Here is a 23,856-nt window from a genome sequence, read left to right as displayed (position 1 = left end):
ATCACACCCGCGCTTTGCGCCGAACACGCCAGGCTAGAACAAAAGCAAGAAACAGGACGAGCAACGCGCCAAACGCGATCGCGCCGGCGCGAAGCCGGCCGCCGGGACGATCGATATAAAGCGAGCGCAGCGATGGCGCCTCTCCGTCGCGCGCAAGACGAAACGCCACAACGCTGTCGCCGATCGAAGTGCCGACTTCCGAATGCCCGCCGGCGGCGATGACCACATACTGCTCTCCGCCGATGACGTAAGTCATGGGATTGGCGACGCCCGGCACCGGTAGTCGCCCCTGCCAGAGTTCGGCGCCGGTCTTCGCATCATAGGCACGCAGGTAGGCATCCATGGCGCCGGTGAAGATCACGCCGCCGCGCGTCGGCAGCAGACCATTGACCAGCGGCATGCCGGTGGCCAGTGCGAGCCCCAGTGGCGCGGTGTCCTCGCTGGTGCCGACCTTCGACTCCCACAGCACTTTGCCCGCCTTGAGGTCTACCGCAACCATCGCGCCCCAGGGCGGCTTGTTGCAGGGCATGCCGAGCGGCGACGTTACAAGCGCCCGCGTCATGGCAAAAAGCGCGCCGCGCTGCGCGCCGAAATCGGCACCGGCCGGCGGCCTGTAGTTCTGCGCCTCGGCACGTGGGATCAGCGTCACCCGATGCACAGCGCGGCTCGTATTGGCATAGAGCACCTGCCCGACGGGATCGAAGGCAACACCGCCCCAATTGACGCCGCCGCCGGTCATCGGAAACAGCAAGGTGCCGGCCCCCGTCGCAGGTGGCGTATAGAGGCCTTCGTTACGTCCATTGGCCAGTTCATCCCGGCACTTGCCGCGATCCCAGAATGTCACGCCGAACGCATCATCCGGCGTTATCCGCTGCGGCACCAGTGTCGGAAGATGCGTCGGAAACGGCTGCGTCGGCGACAGGCTCTCGCCTTCGACACCGCCTTGCGGAACTGCCCTCTCGTCCACCGGCCAAATCGGCGCGCCGGTGGTACGATCCAGCACAAACACGAAGCCCTGCTTGGTGGCTTGGATGACGACATCGCGCGGACCGCTAGCAAGATCGATGCGGGCCAGCGTCGGCTGCGCCGGCACGTCGTAATCCCAGACATCGTGATGCACGATCTGGAACGACCAGACCAGTTCGCCCGTGTCGATCTTCAGCGCAACAACCGAATTGGCGTGCGCATTGTTGCCGAGCCGCTTGCCGCCCCAGAAATCGGGACTGGGCGACGATGTGGGCAGAAACAGCAATCCGCGTTCGTCATCCGCCGACATCGGCGCCCAGACATTGGCGTGCCCGGCTTCGATACCGTCATGGACCAGCGGATCCCACGACCATCGCGGCGCGCCGCTGCGCACATCGAACGCGCGGACGGTCCCCTTGGGCGCGCTCACACGCCGATTGTCGGCGAGTGCAGAGCCGACCACGACGACGTCGCGCCCGACCACCGGCGGCGATGTGATCTGAAATTCACCGGGGCCATCAAGCGGCATTCCCGGGTCGAGCTTGACCTCACCCTGCGCGCCGAAGTCGGCACATGGCAGTCCGGTCGCGGCATCCAGCGCAATGACACGGGCATCGTTGGTACCCATGAAGATGCGGCTGCGACAGGTCGCGCCAGATGCTGCGCGATCGTCACGCCAATAGGCGACGCCGCGGCACACCCATCGATTGGCCGGACGCACATCCGCTGCGACCCGCGCATCAAAACGCCACTTCTGCCGACCGCTGGCGGGATCGAGTACAATCACCTCGTTGAATGGCGTACAGAAGACGAGGCTGTCTTCAACCAGGAGCGGCGTCGCTTCGAATTTGGTGCGTGCCATCTGCGCAGGTGTGCGACGCAGGAGATCGCCAGTCTGGAAGCGCCAGGCCTCGATCAGGCGGCCGACATTGTCGGAGGTGATCTGGTCAAGCGGCGCAAAGCGAGAGCCACCACGGTCGCTACCCCAATGCTCCCATCCAAGAGCAGGTGCTACCGACAGGACTACGAGCGCCAGGATTCCTCCAATCCAATTCCTCATCGAAGCACAGCTCCGCAGATCCCGACTGACATGACCTGATGTTAGTCGTTGAGGCCGCCCTGTCCATGTCGAACGCATAGTAAAGAGGCCGGCTGCGTAACAGCCGGCCTCTTTGAAACTCGATCAATATTACAGCGATAGTTACGCGATGTCCTCGATTGTCGTCTCGCCGTCATCCGGGCGCTGCTCAAAGTGCGATAGCTTGTTTGCCGTATTTTCCAGGACGCCGGCGACAAAATCGGACACCGAATTCTCGATCGGTGCCGCTTCCGCTATCTTCTGAACGATCATCTCCACAAAAGCTGGCATCGCATTTTCCTTATTCGATGGTGCAATGCACGTGCTGCCATTTGGTTCCGGCGGAGACCGTCGTCATTCCATTTCCGACTTAGGAACATCCCCAACGGTGGTGGATTGCCCTTTATGGAGGAGGAGAAAGAGCAATGCCAAAATATCATTTCGAGATTGTCGATGGTTTCCGGCTTGAGGACCCCGTAGGTCTGGATTGTAGCGACGACACACAAGCCAGGGATGTCGCCAAGAATATTGCTCATCAAATCGCAGTTGATATCGCAGGCGACTGTGACCGGAAGGTCGTCGTCATCGATGACAACGGCGATGAAGTCTACAAGACGAAGATCAAGCCCTGACGCGGCGTGACGTATACTCAAGCATAACAAAAGCAATGGAACTACACTTTCTCAGGAACATCCCTCCGCCAATGCCGTTGTACGGCGGGCAATGCATCGCGAGGAGAACCAAGATGAACAACCGTTTATTGATGAGCGTCGCCGCCGCTGCACTGATTGCAGGTTCGGGTTTGGCTAGCGCGCAAAATCCCGGCGGCGCAGGAGCTGCAACGTCGGGTGGTGGCGCCGGAGGTGCCGGAATGACCCGTGAGGCGCCGGCGGGCGGTGCTGCACGTAGCGGCGCAACGAGCGCGCCCGCAGGCGGCGCGGCTGCTGATCGTGCTGCGCCGGCCGAACGCAACGCACCAGTCAACAAGGACGAAGCGACCGACACCACCAACAAGTCCGAGCAGAAGCCGGCGGTCAAGTCGACGCAGTCCGACGACAAGATGCAGCGTGACGACAAGCGTACGACTGACTCGACCCGTGACAGCGGAAAAGCCGGCAAGGACATGAAGGCCGATTCCAAGTCGACCGACTCCAAGTCAGGTGCCGACACCAAGTCGACATCGACGGAGACCAAGTCGACCACGACCACCGGTCAGGCCGGCGCGGGCGCCAAGCTGACCACCGAGCAGCGCACCAAGGTCACCACGGTCATCAAGCAGCAAAATATCCAGCCGGTGACCAATGTGAACTTCTCGATCTCGGTCGGCACCCGTGTGCCGCGCGAGGTCCGCTTCCACCCGCTTCCGGCTGAGATCATCACCGTCTATCCGGATTGGCGCGGCTATGAGTTCTTCCTGGTGCGCAACGAGATCATCGTCGTGAACCCGCGAACACTCGAGATCGTCGCAGTCATCGACGCCTAAGGCGGCGCATCTGATGTGACACCCGGGCGGGCTCGAAAGGGTCCGCCCGTTTGCTATCCGGGACGCTCCGCCCCTGTCGTGATCCGGCAGATTGCCGGAAATGGCGCCAGTGGCTTTAACCTTGGTTAATAAGCATTTTCCACAGGTTCCATCGGGCTTTTTATGAATTGGGTGAGGTATTTGGCTGGGGGAACCGGGGGTCTAAAGGCTTCCCCTCTGCAGTCAGGTTACCTATAACCCCCGCAGACCGGCGCCCACCCGCGCCCATTGCTATTGCCCGGGATGTCCGATGGCCAATACCACGACCAACACCATCTACGTGCTCAACGGCCCCAACCTCAACCTGCTGGGAATCCGCGAGCCGGACACCTATGGGCATGCAACTCTGGCCGATGTCGAGAAGTTGTGCGTGACGACGGCCGCGCAATATGGCCTGACCGCAGATTGCCGGCAGTCCAATAGCGAGAGCGAGCTCATCGGCTATATCCATCAGGCCCGCGAGAAACACGTGGCCGGCATCGTGATCAATGGCGGCGCTTATTCGCACACCTCGATCGCCCTGCATGACGCCATCGTCGGTGTGCGCATTCCCACCGTGGAAGTGCATGTCAGCAACGTCTACACCCGCGAAAGCTTCCGCCACCATTCCTTCATCGCCAAGGCAGCCTTTGCCAGCCTCTGCGGCTTCGGCATCGAGGGCTATCGCCTTGCCATCAGCGGCCTCGCCGCAAAAATCGGTGCCAACGCCATCGCGTGACGCGCCCGCTCCGCTCATTATTCGTCTTTCACTTCAGACATTGGATTGCCCATGGCCCGCAAGCCTGACGACACACAGACCGCAACGCCGAAAGCCAGCAACGATAGCGGCATGATCCGCGAACTGGCGCTGCTGCTGGATGAAACCAACCTCACCGAGATCGAGGTCGAGCGCGCCGGTCTGCGCGTGCGCGTCGCGCGTAACATCAGCGTTGCTGCCGCTGTGCCAGCTTATGCGCCCGCACCGGCTGCTGCACCCGCGCCTGTCGCCGCAGCTGCTGCCGCACCGGCCGCCGCCGACATGACCAAGCATCCTGGCGCTGTGCCCTCGCCGATGGTCGGCACCGTCTACCGCGCCCCGGAGCCCGGCAAGCCGGCCTTCATCGAAGTCGGCGCCAAGGTTGCTGCCGGACAGACGCTGGTCATCATCGAGGCGATGAAGACCATGAACCAGATCCCTGCACCGCGGGCCGGTACCGTGACGCAGATCCTGATCGAAGACGGCTCGCCGGTCGAATACGGCGAAGCGCTGGTCATCATCGAGTAACACCACAACGTCCTCTGACTTCGGAACGCCATGTTCGAGAAAATCCTGATCGCCAACCGCGGCGAGATCGCATTGCGCATCCTGCGGGCCTGCAAGGAGCTCGGCATCGCGACCGTGGCCGTGCATTCAACAGCGGACGCCGACGCCATGCATGTGCGCCTCGCCGACGAGAGCGTGTGCATCGGCCCGCCGGCGTCGAAAGACAGCTACCTCAACATCCCGTCGCTGCTCGCCGCCTGTGAAATCACCGGCGCAGATGCGGTGCATCCCGGTTACGGCTTCCTGTCCGAGAATGCGCGCTTCGCCGAGATCCTCGCCGACCATAATCTGAAGTTCATCGGCCCCAAGGCCGAGCACATCCGCCTGATGGGCGACAAGATCGAAGCCAAGAAGACCGCCAAGCGGCTTGGCATTCCCGTGGTGCCCGGCTCCGACGGCGGCGTCGGCCCCGAAGACGATGCCATAGCCATCGCCCGCGAGATCGGCTTCCCGGTCCTCGTCAAGGCAGCCGCCGGCGGCGGCGGCCGTGGTATGAAGGTCGCGCAGACCGAAGCCGATCTGCTGATGGCGCTGTCCACTGCCTCGAACGAGGCCAAGGCTGCGTTCGGCGACGCGTCGGTCTATCTCGAAAAGTATCTGACCAAGCCGCGCCACATCGAAATCCAGGTGCTGGGCGATGGCCGCGGCGGCGCGCTGCATCTCGGCGAGCGCGATTGCTCGCTGCAGCGCCGTCACCAGAAAGTCTGGGAAGAAGGCCCTTCGCCGATCCTGTCACCGGAAGCGCGCGCCAGGATCGGCGGCATCTGCGCCAAGGCGATGCAGGACATGCAGTATCTCGGCGTCGGCACCATCGAATTCCTCTACGAGGACGGCGAGTTCTATTTCATTGAAATGAACACCCGCATCCAGGTCGAGCATCCCGTCACCGAGATGATTACCGACATCGATCTCGTGCTGGAGCAGATCCGCATTGCCGCCGGCGGCGACCTGCCCTGCACTCAGGAAGAGGTCAACATCATCGGCCATTCCATTGAGTGCCGCATCAATGCCGAGAACCCGGAAACCTTCCGGCCCTCGCCCGGCACGATCACCCAGTATCACGCCCCCGGCGGCCTCGGCGTCCGCATCGATTCCGCGGTCTATCAGGGTTACAAGATCCCGCCTTATTACGACTCGCTGGTGGGCAAGCTGATCGTCCACGGCAAGAACCGGCCGGAATGCCTGATGCGGCTGCGCCGGGCCTTGGACGAGATCGTAGTGGACGGCGTCGAGACGACCCTGCCGCTGTTCCGGGCCCTGGCCCGGGAAAGCGACATTATCGAGGGCGACTACCACATCCACTGGCTGGAGCAGTATCTGGCCGGCAAGGCTCCCAAGACCTGAAACATTTGGGATCAGTCTGGAACCAATCGCCTCGATCCGCGTTGTTTGTGCTGCCGGGAGACGTCCGGCGGCGGGGGCCATATTGAAGTTCAGCCTGCAATCCAAGCGAGTATTACGTGACCGCTGACGCCGCCCGCAGGCGAGCGCTATGGCAAATCCTGCTGCTCTTGGCAGGGTTGCTGGTGCTTGCCGCCATCAGCGCGGCCTCCGTTATCCTGGTGAACCAGGCACGTGATGATTCCAGGTGGGTGGTCCACACCGTCGAAGTCCAGAACCAGATATCGAACCTGCTGCTGGAAATCCGCCGGACCGAAAGCGCGACCCGCGCCTATCTGCTGTCCAGCGGTCCACAATTCCTTTCCGAATACGAAACCTCGGCGGCCGCGATCCTGCCGGCCGTCGACAGACTGGTGGCCCTCGCCAACGACAATCCGGCCCAGGTCGCCAACACGGTCAAACTGCGTGCAGCCGTCGAGCAGCGACTGGCGGAATTCGCCAGGGGGATCGACCGCATCAAGAACAACGACATCCAGTCGAGCATCGACATCCTTCGTCGCGGCGGTGCCAATCAGGCCGTTCAGGACATCGCCAATATCACCCGCGCGATGCGCGCCGAAGAAGGCCGCCTGTTCGTCGAACGCACCCGGACGGCCGACCAGAGCCAGCAATGGGCCTCGTGGGTCACCGTGGCCGGCTCCGGCCTGGTGGTGCTCCTGGCGGCGCTGTCGATCTTCCTCGTGCGCCGCTCGTCAAACGCCCGCGATGAGGCGGAGGCCAGGTTGCGCGACAGCAACATCGACCTCGAAGCCGCCGTTGAGGAGCGCACCGCCGACTTGCGCGAAGCCAACGACGAGCTGCAGCGCTTCTCCTATATCGTCAGCCACGACCTCCGCTCGCCGCTGGTCAACATCATGGGCTTCACCAGCGAGCTCGAAGAGCTGCGCGGCGATATCTTCAGGCGCATCGCAACGCTCGCCAATGCAGACCCCGTCGTGCCCGATGTGAACGGCGAATTGCCGGAGCCGGCGCTGCCCGAACAGGACAAGCAACTCTCCGCCGATTTCACCGAAGCGCTCGGCTTCATCAAATCGTCGATCGGGAAAATGGACCGCTTGATCAGCGCTATTCTCAATCTGACCCGCGAGGGCCGGCGGGAGTTCAAGCCGGTGAAGATCGACACCCGCGAACTCATCGAAGGCATTGCTTCCACGGTGGCGCATCAGGCAGCCGAGACCGAAACCCAGATCCGCATCGAGCCATTGCCTGACATCGAGAGCGATCGTCTCGCAATGGAACAGATCTTCGGCAACCTGATCGACAATGCGCTGAAATATCTGAAGCCCGGCGTCCCTGGCGACATTCTCGTCAAGGGCCGCACCAAGATGGGCTTTGCGATCTTCGAGATCATCGACAACGGCCGCGGCATCGATCCCCGGGATCATCAGCGCATCTTTGATCTTTTCCGCCGTGCGGGTACACAGGACAAGCCCGGCCAGGGCATCGGATTGGCTCATGTGCGCGCTTTGGTGCGACGAATGGGCGGCACCATGTCGGTGTCATCGGAACTCGGCAACGGCAGCAACTTCACCGTCACGCTGCCGGCCAGATGGACGGGGCATAACCGGGATAAACAAACATGAGTAAGCCAGTTACCATCATTATGATCGAAGACGACGAGGGTCACGCCCGTCTGATCGAACGCAATATCAGGCGCTCGGGTGTCAATAATGAGATCATCCCGTTCACCAACGGTACAGACGCCGTCAACTATCTGTTCGGCAAAGATAGCACTGGCCTCGATCACAAGGGCGAAGCCCTGTTGATTCTGCTCGACCTCAACCTGCCCGACATGACCGGGATCGATATCCTGAAGCGTGTCAAAGAGAACGAATTTCTCAAATGCGCGCCCGTCGTGGTCCTCACCACCACCGACGACGCGCAGGAAATCAAACGCTGCTACGAATTGGGCTGTAACGTCTACATCACCAAGCCCGTGAACTACGAGAGCTTCGCCAACGCGATCCGCCAACTCGGTCTGTTTTTCTCCGTCATTCAGGTTCCACAAGCGTCCACATGACATCTGCCACGACGCCTACGCTGCTGTATATCGATGACGACGCAGGTCTTGCGCGGCTGGTGTCGCGCGGCCTGACGCGGCAGGGCTTTGGCGTCGAGCATTGCGACAATGGCGAAGCCGGTATCGAACGGATCAAGCAGGGTGGCATCGACGTCATCGCGCTCGATCAGTACATGCCGGGCCTCGACGGGTTGGAAACGCTTGAGCAGATCCAGAAACTGCCCTCGCCGCCCCCGGTGGTGTTCGTCACGGCGTCGCAGGACAGCAAGATTGCCGTGACCGCCCTCAAGGCGGGCGCCGCCGACTATCTTGTGAAGGACACCCAGGGCGACTTCCTGCCGCTGCTGCATGTCGCCTGCACGACCGCCATCAAACAGGCCCTGATATCAAAGGCCCGCGACGACGCCGAAGCCGAAGTCCACGCATCGCGTGATCGCTACGCGGCCCTCGCAGCCGAGCGCGAAGTGCTGCTGCGCGAAGTCAATCACCGCGTTGGCAACTCATTGCAGATCATCGCTTCGCTGCTCCATCTGCAGGCCAATTCAACCAGCGAAGATCACGTCAAGGTGGCGCTGACCAATGCCATGGGCCGTGTCGCCGCCGTGGCGCAGGTCCATCGCCGGCTGTACACCTCGCACGACCTCAACAGCGTGCTGCTCAATCAGTATCTCGAAGCCCTGCTGGAAGATCTCCGCCGCTCGGCCGAGGGCAACCGGATGTCGCGCCTGACGCTGAAGGCCGAATCTGTCGAGATCGATCCGGACCGCGCCGTGGCCATCGGCATCATCGTCAACGAGCTGGTGATGAACGCCGTCAAATACGCCTATCCCGACGGCGCCGGCCCGATCCATGTCGTGCTCACCGCGCAGGGCGACCAGCTCGAACTGTCGATCACTGACGATGGCGTCGGCCTCAACGTGAAAGTCGATCCGCGCTCCACCGGTATGGGCCAACGCATCGTCAATGCCATGGCCAGCAAGCTCGAAGCTTCCGTCGAGCGCGATCCCGACCATACCGGCACCCGCATCGTCCTGCGCTTCTGCGCCGTCACCAAGCCCGTGGCCAAACCGCCGGTCAGCGCTGCGGGCTAGGCCCGTCTGCGCTGCGGCCGCGCCTTAAACACTCTCAACCTGCACAAATATGCCGCGCCCGTTCGCCTTGCGCGGTTCCATCGCATGCCTAGACTGCACCTTTCAGTCTGCTGATATTTCTCTTTCTTTCCGGACCTCGGATTTCATATGCGCTGCCTTGTCGTAGCCGATCTCCACTATTCGCTGCCCCAGTTCGACTGGCTACTCAGCGTCGCGCCGCAATTCGACCTCGTGATCTTTGCTGGCGACGCTCTTGATATCGCCTCGGTCGTCGACTTCCGCGCTCAAATCCTGGTGGTGAAAAAGTATCTCGGCCTGCTTGCCCAACGCACCAAGGTGATCCTGTGCTCTGGCAATCACGATCTCGACGAACGCAACGATGAAGGCGAGAAGATCGCGCGATGGGTTGGCGATGTCAGACAACTCGGCATTGCTTGTGACGGTGACAGTCTCACCATCGGTGATACGCTCTTCACGGTTTGCCCATGGTGGGACGGTCCGCTGGTGCAGCAGCGTATCGTGCAACAACTCAGCGAAGCATCCGCACAAAGTGCAAAACGCTGGATCTGGGTCCATCACGCACCGCCGACCAACTCGCCGACGAGCTGGGGCGGCAAGCGTTACTTCGGTGATGTCGAACTGGTGCAATGGATCGAGGCGCATCGGCCCGCGATGGTGATCTCAGGCCACGTGCATGAGTCTCCGTTTGTCAAAGACGGCTCATGGTACGACCTGATTGGTGAGACCTGGGTGTTCAATGCAGGCCGACAGTTCGGTCGGCCGCCAACTTACATCGTACTCGACCTCGATGACGGCACAGCATTCTGGCTATCGGCGGAAGGCGCTGACCATATCGATCTGAACGCTCCGCTGCAGCGTCCGGCGTTACCGATCAAGGTCGCGCCCGCATGGCTCAGATCCTTGGATCGCCTTGACGATCCGAGTGTCGATCCGAACCTGGCGACACCTTCGTCGGCGACAGGTTGACCATGTTGTCCAGGAGCTCGCCGACCATCGACAGATGCGTACCATGGCCGGCATATTGCTGCTTGATATCGGCGAGATAGCTCGTCGCCACATTGAGCCGCTGAGCCAGCAGCCGCGCGATCATCAAAGCAACGGTCGGGTGATCCCGCAAGAAATCCATCGCATTCTCGAACTCGTAGACTTGCGTATCGATGGCAGCACGCACCGTGGCCGTGTGCGGCTGTTCGAGGAGCACCGACATTTCACCAACCACAGCACCGGGTTCGGTCAAACTCGCAACCACCGTGTCGCCCTTGACGACATCGAGCTGCCCTTCGATCAGCACGAACAAATGCCCGCTGGTCTGTCCTTCCCGGATGATCGTATCGCCAGCTGCAACGCTGTGCTTCACGCCATCGCTGCAATGATCCAGAACGGCGCGCATATCAGGCACTCCAACATGGTTGATAAAGCGTATGCTCGCCGTGACGATCGCGTGACACAAGGCCCGAATGCGCCGAAATTGTCGGCAACCGGCGCATATTGGGTGCGGCGGAGCTTGCGAGACGTCCCGCCCCGGCTACCACGTCTTTCTCCCTGTTGCATTTGTTCGGGAGATAGTTATAGTTAGTTGCTTCCTTAGCAATAAGGCCCGTCCTTCCAGACGGGCCGTTGCCATTTTGGGGGGCCTTTGCAATGAGCCGTTCCAACCGGATCGATCATATTCGCCTGACGTCGCATCCTGCGCCGGGCGCCAAACATCACTTCCCGATCCAGTGGGGCGCAGCCTCCGCACGCGAACGTGGACCGGTCATCGGCACCGTATCCCGCCCGCAGGACCGCAACGTCATTGGCACCCATGGTGGCTCCTATTCGGTCTATCGCGCACTCGCGGTTTCATCTGGCGCACTTGATCCGCTGAAGCGCCCCGACCTCACAAACACCCATCCCGCTGCTGTCGTCGGGCCTTTCGGACAATGGACCGATCCCGAGAAGATCGTATCGCTCGATCCCTGGGGTCATCTCGTTGCCGAGAACTTTGCGCCCGAGATCGCCGAAGGGATCGATATCCGCCCGAGCATTGCGATCACCAAGGCGCGGCTCGATCTGCCCGAGCTGCAGGCCGCGATCGCTGGCGGTCGCCTCAAACACGACGGCGACGTCGTGCATGCCAATGGCAGTGTCTCCGTCGTCAAGATTGCTATCGATCCCGTGTGGTATCTGCCCGGTCTCGCCAAACGTTTTGATACCAGCGAGAACAATCTGCGCCGCCAGCTGTTCGAACAGACCGCGGGCATGTTTCCCGAACTCGTGACCCGGCCTGACCTGCAGGTGTTCCTGCCGCCCATCGGCGGGACTACCGCCTATCTGTTCGGCGACGTCAGCAAGCTGCCGGATCACACGACCAAGATCACCTGCCGCGTTCACGACGAGTGCAACGGCTCCGACGTGTTCGGCTCCGATATCTGTACCTGCCGTCCCTATCTGATTCACGGCATCGAGGAATGCGCACGCGCCGGCCAGTCCGGCGGTCTCGGCATCATCATCTACAACCGCAAGGAAGGCCGCGCACTCGGCGAGGTCACCAAATTCCTCGTCTACAACGCGCGCAAACGCCAGGAGGGCGGCGACGCCGCTGCGCAATACTTCGAGCGCACCGAATGCGTCGCCGGCGTGCAGGACGCGCGCTTCCAGCAGTTGATGCCGGATGTGGTGCACTGGCTCGGCCTCAAGCGCATCGATCGCTTCATTTCCATGAGCGACATGAAGCATGATGCGTTGACCAGTCAGGGCGTCGAGATCGTCGAGCGCGTGCCGATCCCCGACGACATGATCCCGGCGGATGCGCATGTTGAGATCGCCGCCAAGAAGGCGGCTGGCTACTTCACGCCGGACCCGGTGACACCGCAGGATCTGATCGACTCCGTCGGTCGCGGGCTTGAGAAGTATTGAGATATCAGCAGTGAATCCCCAGACCCCGGAAGCCTCTGCCGCCCTCTCCTTGCTGTCAGCTCACGCAGTGCGCACCCGTGCGCAACGCATGCTGACCCTCGGCCTCGACGACAAACTGCCGAACTTCCGTATCGATCTCACGCGCATGGACGACGTGATCAACCTGGTGCTGGACACGACGCGCGCCTCCTATCCGTCGCTCGATGTCCCGTTCCATTCGCGCTGGCGTCACTTCGTCAATGCCGGCGACAATCGCTGGGCCGATGTCGCGGATGGCATTTCATGGCCTGATCGCGCAGCACGCGGACGCGCGGAATTCGATCTCGCTATCACCAGCGTGTTCCTCGATGCCGGGGCCGGTCCGACCTGGCGCTATACCGATCCCAAAACCGGCGCGGCGATTGGCCGCTCCGAAGGTCTCGGTCTAGCGAGCCTCGCGATGTTCGCTGGCGGCACGTTCTCTGCCGATCCCGCACAGCCACTGCGCGCCGATGCCAGCAAGCTCGCAGAGCTCGACGTCAGCGATCTCAAGCGTGGCATGCAGGTCTCCGACACCAATCCAATGGTCGGCATCGACGGCCGCGCCGATCTGTTGCGCCGGCTTGGCGAACACGTAGCGTCGAAGCCCGATGTGTTCGGCACGAAGGATACGCCGCGGCCCGGTGGGTTGTTCGACCGCTTGGCATCGCTGGCTGACAATGGCCGCCTGCCCGCTCCCACCATCCTCTCGGAACTGCTGCTGCAACTCGGTCCGATCTGGCCGTCGCGGCTGACGCTGGACGGCATCGCGCTGGGTGATTGCTGGAAGCATCCAGCAATGACGACCTCGGATGCGACGAGCGGCCTTGTGCCCCTGCACAAGCTGTCGCAATGGCTGGCCTATTCGCTGATCGAACCGCTGCAGACCGCAGGCATCGATGTGACCAATATCGACGGCCTCACCGGACTGGCCGAATATCGCAATGGTGGTCTTTTCGTCGATGGTGGTGTCCTGAAATTTCGCGATCCCGCTGACGCCGCCCGTGAGCACGACGTATCGTCGCCGCTGGTGGTGGAATGGCGGGCACTGACCGTGGCGCTACTTGACCGCGTCGCCGGCGGCCTGCGACAAAGACTGAAGCTCGACGCGACGTCGCTGCCGCTGGCCAAGGTGCTTGAAGGAGGCACATGGGCCGCCGGTCGCATCCTGGCGCGCGAGCGCCGCGAGGATCATTCGCCGCCGGTGAAGGTCATCAGCGACGGTACGGTTTTCTAGATCAAAGACGGTTTTACACTCTCGCAACGGATGAGGTTCATGGACGGCGTCACGATCGTTAATCACCCGCTGGTGCAGCACAAGCTGACGCTGATCCGCGACAAGAACCGCTCGACCAAGGGCTTTCGCGAACTGCTCAACGAAATCGGCATGCTGCTGTGCTACGAAGTGACGCGCGACCTGCCGCTCACCGATGTCGAGATCGAAACTCCGATCATGAAGATGACCGGCAAGGAAATCGCCGGCAAGAAACTCGTGTTTGCGCCGATCCTTCGCGCCGGCCTCTCTTTCGTCGAAGGCATGATCGGCCTCGTCCCGTCAGCGCGTATCGCGCATATCGGCCTCTACCGAGATCCCGAAACATTTGTGGCCGTGGAATACTTCTTCAAGGCGCCGACCAATCTCGACGAGCGCCTCGTCATCGTGATCGATCCGATGCTGGCCACGGCAAACACCGCGGTGGCTGCCATCGATCGCATCAAGGAGCGCGGCGCCAAGGATATCCGCTTCGTCTGCCTGCTGGCCGCCCCCGAAGGCATTGAACGTCTGCGCGGCTATCATCCGGACGTTCCGATCTGGACCGCGGCGATCGATGATCGGCTGAACGAGCACGCCTATATCGAGCCGGGTCTCGGTGACGCCGGTGACCGTGCTTACGGCACCAGGTAACGAGGCGCAGCGCCTCCGACCACGCGACACTTCCTTGGACTGTGGCTCAGTTGATCATCAGCAGCCAGGGCATTACGACCAGCAGCAAGCCGGCGAAATAGATCAACCCGAAAATCAGGCCGAACTTCCAGAAGTCGGCCTTGCCGATATAGCCGCTGCCAAAATACATCGGCGCGGGTCCGGTGGCATAGGGTGAGATCACGCCCATCAGGCCAAGCGAATAGATACAGAGCAGTGTCAGGGTCGACATCGGGATTCCGGGAATGCTCGACCCCACCGCCAGCACGACAGGCAGCATCGCCGCCGCGTGCGCCGTGATGCTCGAGAAAAAATAGTGAATCCAGAAGAAGATCGAGACCAGCAGGATCATCGCGATGGTCGGGCTGAATGTGGCGAGTGGAGCCGCCAGGCCGGCGGCAGCCCATTTGATGAAGCCGATGTCGTTGAGGCCGGATGACAACGTCAGCAGCGATGTGAAGTAGAAAAACACCTCCCACGCCGCTTTCTCGGCGATGATGTCGGAAAACGTGATGACGCCGGTGACGAGCATCAGCGAGATCACAACGAACACCACCATGGTCGCATTGATGAAGTTCGAACCGAGGCCAGGCAGCGAGATGTCGGGATTGGATCCGGTGATCCATAGGAACATCGCAAGCACGACCAGTCCGGCCATGATCCATTCGCTGCGCGACAACGCCCCCATCGACGCGAGCTCGCTCGCGCTCCACGCCACGATCTCCGGGCTTTCTTTCACCTCCGGTCGGCAAATTGCGTAGCTCAGCAGTGGCAGAAGCAAAATCAGCGGGACGCCGAGCGGCGCGAAGCCGATGAACCACTGTGACCAGCCGACGTCCACGCTCACGATCTTCTTGGCGATGCTCAGTGCAGCCGCATTGGGCGCAAGCGCGGTGAGGAACATCGAGCTCGTGACCGCAGTCGCCGCGAAGGCGGTCCACATCACATAGGTTCCGATCCTGCCGGCTGTCGGACCCGGCTCCGATCCGTAGATCTTCGGGATGTTGCTGACAATCGGATAGACCGTGCCGCCGCTGCGCGCGGTGTTCGATGGCGTCGCCGGCGCGAGAACCAGATCGGACAGCGCAACGGCATAACCCAGTCCCACAGTGTTGCGCCCGAGGCCGCGAACCAGCAGCAAAGCAAGACGCCTGCCAAGGCCGCTCTTGCGATAGCCGATCGAGAATACGAAGGCGCCGACGATCAGCCACACCGTGCTTTCGGAGAATCCGCTCAACATCCAGCGCAGCGACTTGTTGGGATCGTGTTCGACATATCCCATCACGCCCGCAAAGGTCAGACCGATCAAACCGACCGCGCCAACAGGCATGGATTCCAGGATCAGGCCGGTAATCACCGCAGCGAAAACGGCAAAATAATGCCACTGATTGGCGACAAGCCCTGCCGGAATCGGGATGACGTACAGCACCAGCCAGACAGCGAGAGGTGCAATCTTCTTCCAGCTCAGCGACACAGCTTCTCCCCCGGCGAACCGAGCCGCCGTACCTGCGACAATACGTCCGGCAACGTAACACCAGTTGCTGCCCGGCGAGCAACCGCCAACGCGATCTGCGCCGCATGTATCACCATCTTAGAGCGCGCCTCTCTTTCCTTTCGCATCCGCAGCAAACGTCGCGCTGTCATGCAGCCGGTTACGCGGCGTTGCGCCGGCAGCTCCGAACGCGACATGGAGCGGCGGGAAATGCCGGTCTATCGGATGGTTTTCTTCACCGCATGGGGAGCAAGCCGACGACAGGTCATAAGTGAAGCTGCCGCTGCCGATCGCCGGCACATTGCGTGCGCGCAGCTCGCCGGCGCGTATAGTCAGGCGACGCTCTCACGTTGGATCAGCGCCGCCCACGCTTGGCGACATCCATGGCGTCTATTCTTGCCAAGCCGCCCTGGCAACCGTCCCGGGAAGTCAGCGCGCCGAACTGACGCGCTTCTCCTCGCCGCTATGCGACGGCACGGATTTGATATCGACCACGGCACGCCCCTGCGTGATCAGCCGCGCACCGCGCTGATCCAGCGTGTGGATCCACAGCCAGTTGATCGCAACCGCAAGACGATTGCGCAGCCCAATCAGGAAGTAGATATGGGCGATGCCCCAGATCCACCACGCCAGCGCCCCGCGCAGCCTGACGCGACCGAAGTCGATCACGGCCAGCTTCTTGCCGATCTGCGCGAGACTGCCGTCATGCGAATAGCGAAACGGTACGGGTGTCTCACCACGCAAACGTTGTTTGATTGCTGACGCCACATAGCGCCCTTCCTGCTTTGCTGCCGGGGCAATGCCAGGTACCGGCTTGCCATCAGGGGCAGCAATGGTCACGGTGTCACCGACAGCGAATATCTCGGGATGACCGGGCACTGTAAGATCCGGATTGACCTGCAGACGTCCGGCGCGATCAGCGGCAACGCCCAACCATTCGGCAGCCGGCGACGCGCGCACGCCTGCCGCCCAGATGATCGTCCTGGCACCGAGTGCCTTGTCGCCGTAGACAACGCCATCGATGTTGCAATCCGACACCGCATGTCCGAGCGCGACTTCGACGCCGAGCTTCTCCAGCGAGCGCTGTGCATAGGCCGACAGGTCCTCCGGAAATCCAGCGAGCACGCGTGTCCCCGCCTCGATCAGCACCACGCGCGTCTTGCGCGTATCGATATTGCGAAAATCTTCCGGCAGCGTCACCCGCGCGAGCTCCGCGATGGTGCCGGCGAGTTCGACACCCGTCGGCCCGGCGCCGATGATCACGAAGGTCAGCAATGCCGCGCGCTTGACGGGATCGCTCTCGCGTTCGGCACGCTCAAAGGCCGTGAGAATGCGGCGGCGCAGCGTGGTCGCATCTTCCAGCGTCTTGAGGCCCGGCGCGAACGGCTCCCATTCGTCATGGCCGAAATAGGCGTGGCCGGCACCCGTGGCGAGCACCAGTGTGTCATAGGGCAGCGTCTGCCCGTCATCGAGCAGCACCCGGCGCGCCGCCGCATCCACGCCGGTCACGGTGCCGAGCAGCGTCGTCACATCCTTGCGTCCACGCAACAGATAACGGATCGGCCAGGCGATCTCCGACGTCGCCAGCGATGCGGTCGCGACCTGATAGAGCAGCGGCTGAAACAGATGATGATTGCGCCGATCGACAATGGTGATGCTGACATCGGCACCGGTCAGCCGATACACAGTCTCCAGTCCGCCGAAGCCGGCGCCGACAACGACCACCCGATGAGGTGTTGTCGTTCTGGTCGATGCCTTGCCGTCGATTGTCACGATATTCGTCATGGTGAACAGGCTCCCTGCCTGCATCCTGATAGCTATGCCCGTCGTCCGAACAATCAAGCAACAATTGGGCGCGCCAGGCCGGTTGTTGAGCGGTTCCAGATTGACCAGCCTGCGTTGGCATCAGTGTGCCCTGCGCGGTCAGGACCGATCCAATAAGTAAGCCAAATACCGGGCATAAGCATTGCTTGGTTCGTGGCCCGATCCTCCGAGGCACCCTCAATCCGCTCAGCACCTGTTGAGCGCCGAGACCGTCGCCCGCGCCGCCTCCGCCTGCTATGCTGGCCGCATGAGCTCACGCGACTCTGCCTCCTCCGAGGTCACGCCCGAACTGCTGCTGCGCGCCTATGCCTGCGGCATCTTTCCGATGTCGGAAAGCGCCGACGATCCCGGCCTGTTCTGGGTCGAGCCCGAGATGCGCGGCGTCATTCCGCTGGATGGGTTTCGCATCAGTTCACGCCTCGCCCGCACGGTGCGCTCCGATGTTTTCACGGTGACCGTCAACACCGCCTTCAAGCGCGTGATGGCCGAATGTGCCGCGCCAAAGCCGGGCCGGGAGGACACCTGGATCAACACGCGCATCCGCGATCTCTATGGCGAGCTGCATGAGATGGGCCACGCCCACAGCGTCGAAGTCTGGCAGGACGACACGCTGGCCGGCGGGCTCTATGGCGTCTCGCTCGGCCGCGCGTTCTTCGGCGAGAGCATGTTTCATCACGCGCGCGACGCCTCGAAGGTGGCGCTGGTGCATCTGGTCGCGCGGCTGATCGCCGGCGATTTCAAATTGCTCGACACGCAATATGTCACCGATCACCTGCTGAGCTTCGGCGCACAGGAAGTGCCACGTGCGCGCTATCGCAAGCTGCTCGATTCGTCGCTCGACGGCATTGCGGAATTCGACACACTGCCGATGGATTTCCCGCTCAAGGGCGCGACGGTGCTGGACATCATCGCGGGACGGAATAGCGCCTCTTAAGACGCGCCGTAACGCTTACTGCCGGAACGCCGGGAAGCCTGGCGGCGGCTGCAGGGGCTGCTGCTGGGCACGCGGCTGCTGTTTCGGCGGCGCACGCTTCTGTGCCGGCGGCGGGGCACGCGGTGCGTCGGGCTGTGTCGTCGCAACCGTGGCTTCCGGCTGCTTACAATCGGTCAGCCAGATATCGTAGATCGGATGTTCGACGCCGTGCAGGCCCGGACTGGCCGCGAACATCCAACCGGAGAAGATCCGCTTCACCTCGCCCTGCAGCGTGATTTCATCGACCTCGACGAAGGCGTCTGTATTCGCGGCCTCGGTCGCCGGACGCGTGTAGCAGGCATCGGTCTTCACGCGGAGCGCGCCGAACTGCACAGTCTCGCCAATGTCAGCGTCGAAATTGATGATGCGGCCGGTGATCTTGTCGAGGCCCGAGAAGCTGGCCTTCTTGTTGACGATCTTCTGCGCCGGCGGCTCGGTGACGACTTCATCGCCGGGCTGCAGCGTGGCGGGCGTCGGCGGCGCCACCTTCGGCGGCTGACGGCCACCGGGAGCGGCGGCAGGCGGCGCGTTGGCGACGCCGGGCTGTTGCTGCCCTGGCACGGCCGGCTGCTGGGCCTGTCCCTGCCCCGGCGGGTTCTGCGGAACGATAGTGGTGTTGCTGCCAGGCGGTGGTGCCAGTGGCTGCGACTGGACGGCGCCGGGCGGCGGTGCGCCCATGCCGGGACGGGTCGGCAACAGACGGCCCTGCGGCAGTTCCGGCACCTCTTCCTCGTCGTCCATGGGCGGCGGGGGTTGCTGGCCACGCGGCACGGCACCCGGCGGGCGCGGCGGCGTGTCGCCGAACAGCGGACCGAACTGCGCCTGCACAGGTGCAGGCGACAGTGAGGTGGCGGCCAGAAGGGCCGCAAATCCGGCAATGGTCAGGGTTCGCAACATGCGGCGCGGCTCAATCGAGAATCAGGCTCGCGACATTGTAGGAGAATGGCCGCGTAATCGCCTCCGGTTAACACGCCGAATGCGGCGGCGAAAGGGCACCCTGCTCCCCATACCGCCCGGCTGGTCAGGTCATTCTCCCCGTGAAATAGTCCACATCAGGCAGGCGCGCGATACGCGACCAGCCATCAATCCGGAACAAACCGGAGCATGGGGAGAACGTTCAAGATGACTGACGGAATCCGTCTGGACGGCAGAATCGCCGTCGTTACCGGCGCGGCCGGGGTGATCGGCACCGAGACCATCAAGCTGCTGGCGGCGCGCGGCGCCAGAATCGTCGCGGTGGATCGCGATGTCGCCGCCTTGAAACGCGCCGTCGCAGAACTCCCCGCCTCCGCCGAAGCGCTCGCTCTCACCGCCGACGTGACGAGCGAGGAAGACGTCATCGGCTATGTCGCCGCCACGATGAAACGCTTCGGCACCATCGATATCTTCTACAACAACGCCGGCATCGAGGGCACGATCACGCCCATCGTGACGATGTCGCTCACCGACTTCCGGCGAGTGCTCGACGTCAACGTGGTCGGCGTCTTTCTCGGCATGAAGCACGTGCTGCCAGTGATGCTGAAGGCCAACAAGGGCTCGATCATCAACACCGCGTCCATCGCCGGCGTCATCGGCTCGGCCGAAGTCGCGGTCTACAGCGCCAGCAAACACGCCGTGATCGGCCTCACCAAGAGCGCGGCGCAGGAATGCACCGGCACCAATGTGCGCGTGAACTGCGTTTGTCCCGGCCTGATCGACAGCCGCATGCTGTCAGCCATCGTGGACGCACGCGTCGGCCGCGGCGCGCCCGCCCCTGTCGAGAAGGTCGTCGATCGCGTGCCGCAGCGCCGGCTCGGTCTTGCCCGGGAAGTCGCCCCGATCGTCGCCTTCCTCGCCTCCGACGATGCGAGCTACGTCACCGGCTCCGCTTACACCGTCGATGGCGGCCGCACCTCCGCTTAAACATCAAGAAAATCAAGAGCAGATCACATGCCCGTTGTTCTCGATCCCGATGCCGCCGCCGTCCTCAACGTCTTCCGCGATGCCGGACGACCACCCTATGAGACGATCTCGCCTCAGGAAGCCCGCGAATGGTATTTGAAGGCGCGCCCGGTCGCCAATCCCGAACCGCCGGAACTGGCGTCGGTGACCTCCATGACGGTGCCCGGCCCGGCCGGCGCCATTCCCGTGCGCCTCTATACGCCGAAGACCCTGCGGAAAAAGGACGGCATGTCGCCATGCCTGGTGTTCTTCCATGGCGGCGGCTGGGTGATCGGCGATCTCGATAGCCACGACGTGGTGTGTCGCATTCTTGCGCATGAAGGTGAGATGATCGTGATCTCGGTCGACTATCGCCTCGCGCCCGAGCACAAGTTTCCCGCCGCCATCGACGACGCCATCGCCGCAACGCGCTGGATCTCCGACAATGCCGTGCAGCTCAATGTGGATGCAAAGCAGATCAGCGTCGGCGGCGACAGCGCCGGCGGCAATCTCGCCGCCATCGTGGCCATCGATGCGCGGGACAATGGCGGGCTAAAGCTCGCCGGCCAGTTGCTGATCTATCCCGCCACCGATTTCCGCATGAGCCATCCCTCTCACAGCGAACCGGAGACGAGTTGCCTCCTGACCCACAACGTCATCCGCTGGTTCGCCGATCACTATCTCACCAGCAAGGCCGACGTGGACAACTGGCGGGCGTCACCTGCCCGCGTGGAGAACCTGAAGGACCTCCCGCCGGCCTATGTGCTGACCGCCGGCGCCGATCCGCTGCGTGACGAAGGCGACGAATATGCGAGGCGCCTGTCAGAGGCGGGCGTCGCCGTGGCCTACAAAACCTATCCCGGGCAATTCCACGGCTTCATCACCATGGGCAAGATCCTGCCCAAGGCGAACACCGCGCTCCATGAGATGGGGGAATGGCTGAAAGGGTTGGGCTAGCGCGCTGGCGGCGCCCCGGGAGCAATCACGATGAAGAAGCCGGAGAAGATCGCACCCGGCGGTCCGGTCAGGGGCCGTTGCCTGTGCGGCACGGTTCAGTTCGAGATCGATTTTCCGGCACGCTGGGCGTGGCACGATCATTCCCGCGCAACACGTCAGGCGCACGGCGCGGCCTACGCCACCTATGTCGGCAGCTGGCGCAAGCGTTTCCGCGTCACCACAGGCGAAGCGGAGATCACACGCTTTGAAGACAAGGCGTCGGGAACAGCGCGAAGCTTCTGCGCGCGATGCGGCACGCCACTATTCTACGAACGTGCCCGCTCGCCGCACATGGTCAACATTCCCCGCGCATTGTTTGAAAGCCGCACCGGCCGGCAGCCGCTTTATCATATCGGCATCGAGGAATTGCAGGAGTGGACCTACACCGGCGAGCCGCTGGTTCCGCTCAAGGGCTTTCCGGGCGTCGTCTGGGAACGTCCGGGAAGAAAGAAGAAGCGGACTCCCAACGACGAGCCGTTCTAGGTTTTCGGTTTCCTGCGCTGCTGGATGGCTTGCTGCCGCGACGGAGCCGGTCTCAGCCAGTCCGAATTGCCAAGCGCATGCTTCACGCAGTCATGGATGTGGGTGTGCAGCAGTTTTCGCGCCTTCGCGGAATCCCGTGCCAGGGCGGCGTTCATCAATTCGCGATGCTCGACCGCGGCCACCTCGCCGCGAAACACGACGGCGAGCATCTGGTAGCGCAGATACTTGTCGTAAGCCGCCGACAGCGCATCGAGCAGGACCTGCGATCCACAGGCCGCGATCAGCGCACGGTGAAATTGCCAGTCGCACTGCTTCCAGGCCTCGGTCTTCGACTTGTCGCCAGCCAGCATGGCCTTTTCCATGGCGGACAGCTTGTGATGAGCCGAGACCACCAGCGCTTCCCAATCGAGATCGCCTGATTTGAAAGACTGCTCGATGGCATGGCCCTCGAGCAGTTCGCGCAATTCGGCGATCTGCTGGAATTCGGTTGCCGAGATCGACGTAACCTCGAAGCCGCGCTGGCCTTCGGCTACGACGAAGCCTTCCGAGCACAATCGGTTCAGAGTCTCGCGCAGCGTCGAGACGCTGGCGCCGTAGGCGACGCTCATCTTCTCCAGCTTCAGCTTCTGGCCGGGCTCAAGCGTGCCGAAAATCACGTCATTGCGGATACGCCGATAGGCGCTGTCGCCGACGGTCTCTCCGGCGCGGTCCGCAATGGGGGTATCCAGCATGAAAGGTCCTGGTGACGAGGAATGGTCGCGCTGCGCCACCATACATCACCCCGCGCCTCAGACACAAATCATCATAGATAATGTAAAATATCGGTTGATTTTTGTTTTGTCGTAGATGACGGTGAAGCCAAGAAGTAAAAATACCATCCAAGGGAGCTTCAATTCAACATGTCCGTACACCCGAAGTCCGCCGTCTGGCTTGCCGCCATCGTCGCCACCCTCGCCATCGCCGGTGGCCCGGCCTCGGCCCAGGTGCAGGAGCGCACCATCCGCTGGGGTCACCTCAACAACACCGATCATCCCGTCAGTAAGGGCGTGCAGAAGTTCACCGAACTCGTTGCGGCCAAGAGCGGTGGCAAGATGAAGGTGCGCGAATATCCCGCTAACCAGCTTGGCTCCGAGATGCAGCAGCAGTCGGCATTGCGCGCCGGCACGCAGGAAATGCAGTCGCCCGCCACGACGTCGCTGGTCGGCATCGTCAAGGATTACGGGCTGATCGATTTCCCGTTCATCGTGTCGACGCCGAAACAGGCCGACGCGCTGCTCGATGGCCCGTTGGGTTCAGCGCTGCTCGCGAAACTGCCGGAGAAGGGTCTGATCGGTCTGGGCTACTGGGATCTCGGCTTCCGCAACGTCACCAACAGCCGCCGCCCGATCACCAAAGGCGAGGATCTCGACGGCATCAAGATCCGCGTGATCCCGAACCCGGTCTATCTCGAGACCTTCAAGGCGTTCAACGCCAATCCGGTGCCGATGAGCTTCTCCGAGCTCTACACCGCGCTGGAAACGCGCACGGTGGACGGCCAGGAAAATCCGTTCTCTGTGATCCTGTCGAACAAGTTCTACGAGGTGCAGAAATATCTCAGCGTCACCAACCACACCTACTCCACCAACATTATCCTGGTCAGCAAGGTGTTCTGGGACAAGCTCTCCAAGGACGAGCAGAAGATCCTGCAGGATGCCGCCAACGAGGCCCGCGACTATCAGCGCAAGGTCAGCCGCGATGCCGCAGCGGCTTCCATCGGCGAGCTGAAGGCCAAGGGCACGGAGGTCAACGAGATCGCTCCGGCCGAGCTTGCGAAGATGCGCGACAAGACCAAGCCGATCGCGGCAAAATTCTCCGCCGACTACGATCAGGAGATCGTCAAGCTGTTCAACAGCGAACTTGAGCGCGTTCACAAGGACTGAGTGAGCC

The 23,856-nt window shown here is 62.3% G+C and carries 24 protein-coding genes; 17 read left to right on the top strand and 7 right to left on the bottom strand.

Going from position 1 to position 23,856, the window contains the following annotated elements; all coding sequences use genetic code 11:
- Position 1: 1 nt before the first annotated feature.
- Positions 2-2,026 carry a pyrroloquinoline quinone-dependent dehydrogenase gene (locus HP556_RS24400; protein ID WP_175368883.1) on the bottom strand — a complete coding sequence of 675 codons (2,025 nt, stop codon included), beginning with the start codon at positions 2,024-2,026 and terminating at the stop codon, positions 2-4.
- Between the two features lie 141 nt (positions 2,027-2,167).
- On the bottom strand, positions 2,168-2,335 hold the full coding sequence (locus HP556_RS24395; RefSeq protein WP_175368882.1) for a hypothetical protein: 168 nt from the start codon (positions 2,333-2,335) through the stop codon (positions 2,168-2,170).
- Positions 2,336-2,469: 134 nt separating this feature from the next.
- Here HP556_RS24395 and HP556_RS24390 point away from each other — a divergent pair, with 134 nt between their 5' ends.
- From HP556_RS24390 to HP556_RS24350, 9 genes are all read left to right on the top strand, one after another.
- Positions 2,470-2,676, top strand: coding sequence for a DUF6894 family protein (locus tag HP556_RS24390; RefSeq protein WP_089264111.1), 207 nt, complete (start codon positions 2,470-2,472; stop codon positions 2,674-2,676).
- Between the two features lie 113 nt (positions 2,677-2,789).
- Positions 2,790-3,527: a DUF1236 domain-containing protein gene (locus HP556_RS24385; RefSeq protein WP_120289362.1), complete on the top strand. Its 738-nt coding sequence runs from the start codon at positions 2,790-2,792 to the stop codon at positions 3,525-3,527.
- A 289-nt stretch (positions 3,528-3,816) separates the two neighbouring features.
- Positions 3,817-4,284 carry a type II 3-dehydroquinate dehydratase gene (aroQ, locus tag HP556_RS24380; RefSeq protein WP_093758393.1) on the top strand — a complete coding sequence of 156 codons (468 nt, stop codon included), beginning with the start codon at positions 3,817-3,819 and terminating at the stop codon, positions 4,282-4,284.
- Between the two features lie 51 nt (positions 4,285-4,335).
- Positions 4,336-4,830 carry an acetyl-CoA carboxylase biotin carboxyl carrier protein gene (accB, locus tag HP556_RS24375; protein ID WP_089264108.1) on the top strand — a complete coding sequence of 165 codons (495 nt, stop codon included), beginning with the start codon at positions 4,336-4,338 and terminating at the stop codon, positions 4,828-4,830.
- A 30-nt stretch (positions 4,831-4,860) separates the two neighbouring features.
- Complete coding sequence (gene accC / locus HP556_RS24370; RefSeq protein ID WP_175368881.1) at positions 4,861-6,213, top strand: acetyl-CoA carboxylase biotin carboxylase subunit; 1,353 nt, start codon at positions 4,861-4,863, stop codon at positions 6,211-6,213.
- Between the two features lie 116 nt (positions 6,214-6,329).
- Positions 6,330-7,853, top strand: a complete 1,524-nt coding sequence (locus HP556_RS24365) for a CHASE3 domain-containing protein (RefSeq protein ID WP_175368880.1) — start codon at positions 6,330-6,332, stop codon at positions 7,851-7,853.
- Positions 7,850-8,290 carry a response regulator gene (locus tag HP556_RS24360; RefSeq protein ID WP_089264105.1) on the top strand — a complete coding sequence of 147 codons (441 nt, stop codon included), beginning with the start codon at positions 7,850-7,852 and terminating at the stop codon, positions 8,288-8,290. Before HP556_RS24365 ends, HP556_RS24360 begins: the two co-directional genes overlap by 4 nt.
- Positions 8,287-9,381 (top strand): response regulator, encoded by a 1,095-nt coding sequence (locus HP556_RS24355; protein WP_175368879.1) that lies wholly within the window; start codon positions 8,287-8,289, stop codon positions 9,379-9,381. Before HP556_RS24360 ends, HP556_RS24355 begins: the two co-directional genes overlap by 4 nt.
- A gap of 147 nt (positions 9,382-9,528) precedes the next feature.
- Positions 9,529-10,368 (top strand): metallophosphoesterase family protein, encoded by an 840-nt coding sequence (locus tag HP556_RS24350; protein WP_175368878.1) that lies wholly within the window; start codon positions 9,529-9,531, stop codon positions 10,366-10,368.
- On the opposite strand, the gene HP556_RS24345 is transcribed toward HP556_RS24350, so the two are convergent.
- Complete coding sequence (locus HP556_RS24345) at positions 10,295-10,792, bottom strand: Crp/Fnr family transcriptional regulator (protein WP_175368877.1); 498 nt, start codon at positions 10,790-10,792, stop codon at positions 10,295-10,297. The two genes, HP556_RS24350 and HP556_RS24345, sit on opposite strands and share 74 nt — an antisense overlap.
- A 251-nt stretch (positions 10,793-11,043) precedes the next feature.
- Between HP556_RS24345 and HP556_RS24340 the strand changes: the two genes are divergently transcribed.
- Genes HP556_RS24340 through upp form a run of 3 tightly spaced genes read left to right on the top strand, consistent with a single transcriptional unit; the run spans position 11,044 to position 14,224 of the window.
- Entirely contained in the window at positions 11,044-12,300 is a 1,257-nt protein-coding gene (locus HP556_RS24340) for a GTP cyclohydrolase II (RefSeq protein ID WP_092143569.1), read from the top strand.
- A 10-nt stretch (positions 12,301-12,310) separates the two neighbouring features.
- Positions 12,311-13,555 carry a URC4/urg3 family protein gene (locus HP556_RS24335; protein WP_338117607.1) on the top strand — a complete coding sequence of 415 codons (1,245 nt, stop codon included), beginning with the start codon at positions 12,311-12,313 and terminating at the stop codon, positions 13,553-13,555.
- Between the two features lie 39 nt (positions 13,556-13,594).
- Positions 13,595-14,224 carry a uracil phosphoribosyltransferase gene (upp, locus tag HP556_RS24330; protein WP_089264099.1) on the top strand — a complete coding sequence of 210 codons (630 nt, stop codon included), beginning with the start codon at positions 13,595-13,597 and terminating at the stop codon, positions 14,222-14,224.
- A 46-nt stretch (positions 14,225-14,270) separates the two neighbouring features.
- On the opposite strand, the gene HP556_RS24325 is transcribed toward upp, so the two are convergent.
- Entirely contained in the window at positions 14,271-15,716 is a 1,446-nt protein-coding gene (locus HP556_RS24325) for a DASS family sodium-coupled anion symporter (protein WP_092143575.1), read from the bottom strand.
- A gap of 447 nt (positions 15,717-16,163) precedes the next feature.
- Positions 16,164-17,519, bottom strand: a complete 1,356-nt coding sequence (locus HP556_RS24320) for an NAD(P)/FAD-dependent oxidoreductase (protein WP_246297891.1) — start codon at positions 17,517-17,519, stop codon at positions 16,164-16,166.
- A 286-nt stretch (positions 17,520-17,805) separates the two neighbouring features.
- Here HP556_RS24320 and aat point away from each other — a divergent pair, with 286 nt between their 5' ends.
- Complete coding sequence (aat, locus tag HP556_RS24315) at positions 17,806-18,492, top strand: leucyl/phenylalanyl-tRNA--protein transferase (RefSeq protein ID WP_175369125.1); 687 nt, start codon at positions 17,806-17,808, stop codon at positions 18,490-18,492.
- Between the two features lie 15 nt (positions 18,493-18,507).
- On the opposite strand, the gene HP556_RS24310 is transcribed toward aat, so the two are convergent.
- The gene (locus tag HP556_RS24310) at positions 18,508-19,428 is read right to left on the bottom strand and encodes a DUF2155 domain-containing protein (RefSeq protein WP_175368875.1); all 921 of its coding nucleotides are present in this window, start codon (positions 19,426-19,428) and stop codon (positions 18,508-18,510) included.
- A gap of 225 nt (positions 19,429-19,653) precedes the next feature.
- Here HP556_RS24310 and HP556_RS24305 point away from each other — a divergent pair, with 225 nt between their 5' ends.
- Genes HP556_RS24305 through HP556_RS24295 form a run of 3 tightly spaced genes read left to right on the top strand, consistent with a single transcriptional unit; the run spans position 19,654 to position 21,930 of the window.
- Positions 19,654-20,433 (top strand): SDR family NAD(P)-dependent oxidoreductase, encoded by a 780-nt coding sequence (locus HP556_RS24305; RefSeq protein WP_175368874.1) that lies wholly within the window; start codon positions 19,654-19,656, stop codon positions 20,431-20,433.
- A 27-nt stretch (positions 20,434-20,460) separates the two neighbouring features.
- A complete protein-coding gene (locus HP556_RS24300) occupies positions 20,461-21,408 on the top strand; it encodes an alpha/beta hydrolase (protein WP_175368873.1) in 948 nt (315 codons plus the stop codon).
- Between the two features lie 30 nt (positions 21,409-21,438).
- Positions 21,439-21,930: a GFA family protein gene (locus HP556_RS24295; RefSeq protein WP_120289338.1), complete on the top strand. Its 492-nt coding sequence runs from the start codon at positions 21,439-21,441 to the stop codon at positions 21,928-21,930.
- Here HP556_RS24295 and HP556_RS24290 read toward each other — a convergent pair.
- Entirely contained in the window at positions 21,927-22,661 is a 735-nt protein-coding gene (locus tag HP556_RS24290; protein ID WP_175368872.1) for a GntR family transcriptional regulator, read from the bottom strand. The two genes, HP556_RS24295 and HP556_RS24290, sit on opposite strands and share 4 nt — an antisense overlap.
- A gap of 168 nt (positions 22,662-22,829) precedes the next feature.
- Here HP556_RS24290 and HP556_RS24285 point away from each other — a divergent pair, with 168 nt between their 5' ends.
- Entirely contained in the window at positions 22,830-23,849 is a 1,020-nt protein-coding gene (locus tag HP556_RS24285; RefSeq protein ID WP_175368871.1) for a TRAP transporter substrate-binding protein, read from the top strand.
- Positions 23,850-23,856: the final 7 nt, after the last annotated feature.

Origin of the sequence: Tardiphaga robiniae (genome assembly GCF_013359755.1) — a bacterium.
GTDB classification, from domain to species: domain Bacteria; phylum Pseudomonadota; class Alphaproteobacteria; order Rhizobiales; family Xanthobacteraceae; genus Tardiphaga; species Tardiphaga robiniae.
This window is presented reverse-complemented; position numbering and strand designations above follow the sequence as displayed.

What these genes read in the sequence shown, in the direction of transcription:
- HP556_RS24400 (WP_175368883.1), bottom strand. Translation starts at nt 2,026, where the DNA reads ATGAGGAATTGGATTGGAGGAATCCTGGCGCTCGTAGTCCTGTCGGTA.
- HP556_RS24395 (WP_175368882.1), bottom strand. Translation starts at nt 2,335, where the DNA reads ATGCCAGCTTTTGTGGAGATGATCGTTCAGAAGATAGCGGAAGCGGCA.
- HP556_RS24390 (WP_089264111.1), top strand. Translation starts at nt 2,470, where the DNA reads ATGCCAAAATATCATTTCGAGATTGTCGATGGTTTCCGGCTTGAGGAC.
- HP556_RS24385 (WP_120289362.1), top strand. Translation starts at nt 2,790, where the DNA reads ATGAACAACCGTTTATTGATGAGCGTCGCCGCCGCTGCACTGATTGCA.
- aroQ (WP_093758393.1), top strand. Translation starts at nt 3,817, where the DNA reads ATGGCCAATACCACGACCAACACCATCTACGTGCTCAACGGCCCCAAC.
- accB (WP_089264108.1), top strand. Translation starts at nt 4,336, where the DNA reads ATGGCCCGCAAGCCTGACGACACACAGACCGCAACGCCGAAAGCCAGC.
- accC (WP_175368881.1), top strand. Translation starts at nt 4,861, where the DNA reads ATGTTCGAGAAAATCCTGATCGCCAACCGCGGCGAGATCGCATTGCGC.
- HP556_RS24360 (WP_089264105.1), top strand. Translation starts at nt 7,850, where the DNA reads ATGAGTAAGCCAGTTACCATCATTATGATCGAAGACGACGAGGGTCAC.
- HP556_RS24355 (WP_175368879.1), top strand. Translation starts at nt 8,287, where the DNA reads ATGACATCTGCCACGACGCCTACGCTGCTGTATATCGATGACGACGCA.
- HP556_RS24350 (WP_175368878.1), top strand. Translation starts at nt 9,529, where the DNA reads ATGCGCTGCCTTGTCGTAGCCGATCTCCACTATTCGCTGCCCCAGTTC.
- HP556_RS24345 (WP_175368877.1), bottom strand. Translation starts at nt 10,792, where the DNA reads ATGCGCGCCGTTCTGGATCATTGCAGCGATGGCGTGAAGCACAGCGTT.
- HP556_RS24340 (WP_092143569.1), top strand. Translation starts at nt 11,044, where the DNA reads ATGAGCCGTTCCAACCGGATCGATCATATTCGCCTGACGTCGCATCCT.
- upp (WP_089264099.1), top strand. Translation starts at nt 13,595, where the DNA reads ATGGACGGCGTCACGATCGTTAATCACCCGCTGGTGCAGCACAAGCTG.
- HP556_RS24320 (WP_246297891.1), bottom strand. Translation starts at nt 17,519, where the DNA reads ATGACGAATATCGTGACAATCGACGGCAAGGCATCGACCAGAACGACA.
- aat (WP_175369125.1), top strand. Translation starts at nt 17,806, where the DNA reads ATGAGCTCACGCGACTCTGCCTCCTCCGAGGTCACGCCCGAACTGCTG.
- HP556_RS24310 (WP_175368875.1), bottom strand. Translation starts at nt 19,428, where the DNA reads ATGTTGCGAACCCTGACCATTGCCGGATTTGCGGCCCTTCTGGCCGCC.
- HP556_RS24305 (WP_175368874.1), top strand. Translation starts at nt 19,654, where the DNA reads ATGACTGACGGAATCCGTCTGGACGGCAGAATCGCCGTCGTTACCGGC.
- HP556_RS24300 (WP_175368873.1), top strand. Translation starts at nt 20,461, where the DNA reads ATGCCCGTTGTTCTCGATCCCGATGCCGCCGCCGTCCTCAACGTCTTC.
- HP556_RS24295 (WP_120289338.1), top strand. Translation starts at nt 21,439, where the DNA reads ATGAAGAAGCCGGAGAAGATCGCACCCGGCGGTCCGGTCAGGGGCCGT.
- HP556_RS24290 (WP_175368872.1), bottom strand. Translation starts at nt 22,661, where the DNA reads ATGCTGGATACCCCCATTGCGGACCGCGCCGGAGAGACCGTCGGCGAC.
- HP556_RS24285 (WP_175368871.1), top strand. Translation starts at nt 22,830, where the DNA reads ATGTCCGTACACCCGAAGTCCGCCGTCTGGCTTGCCGCCATCGTCGCC.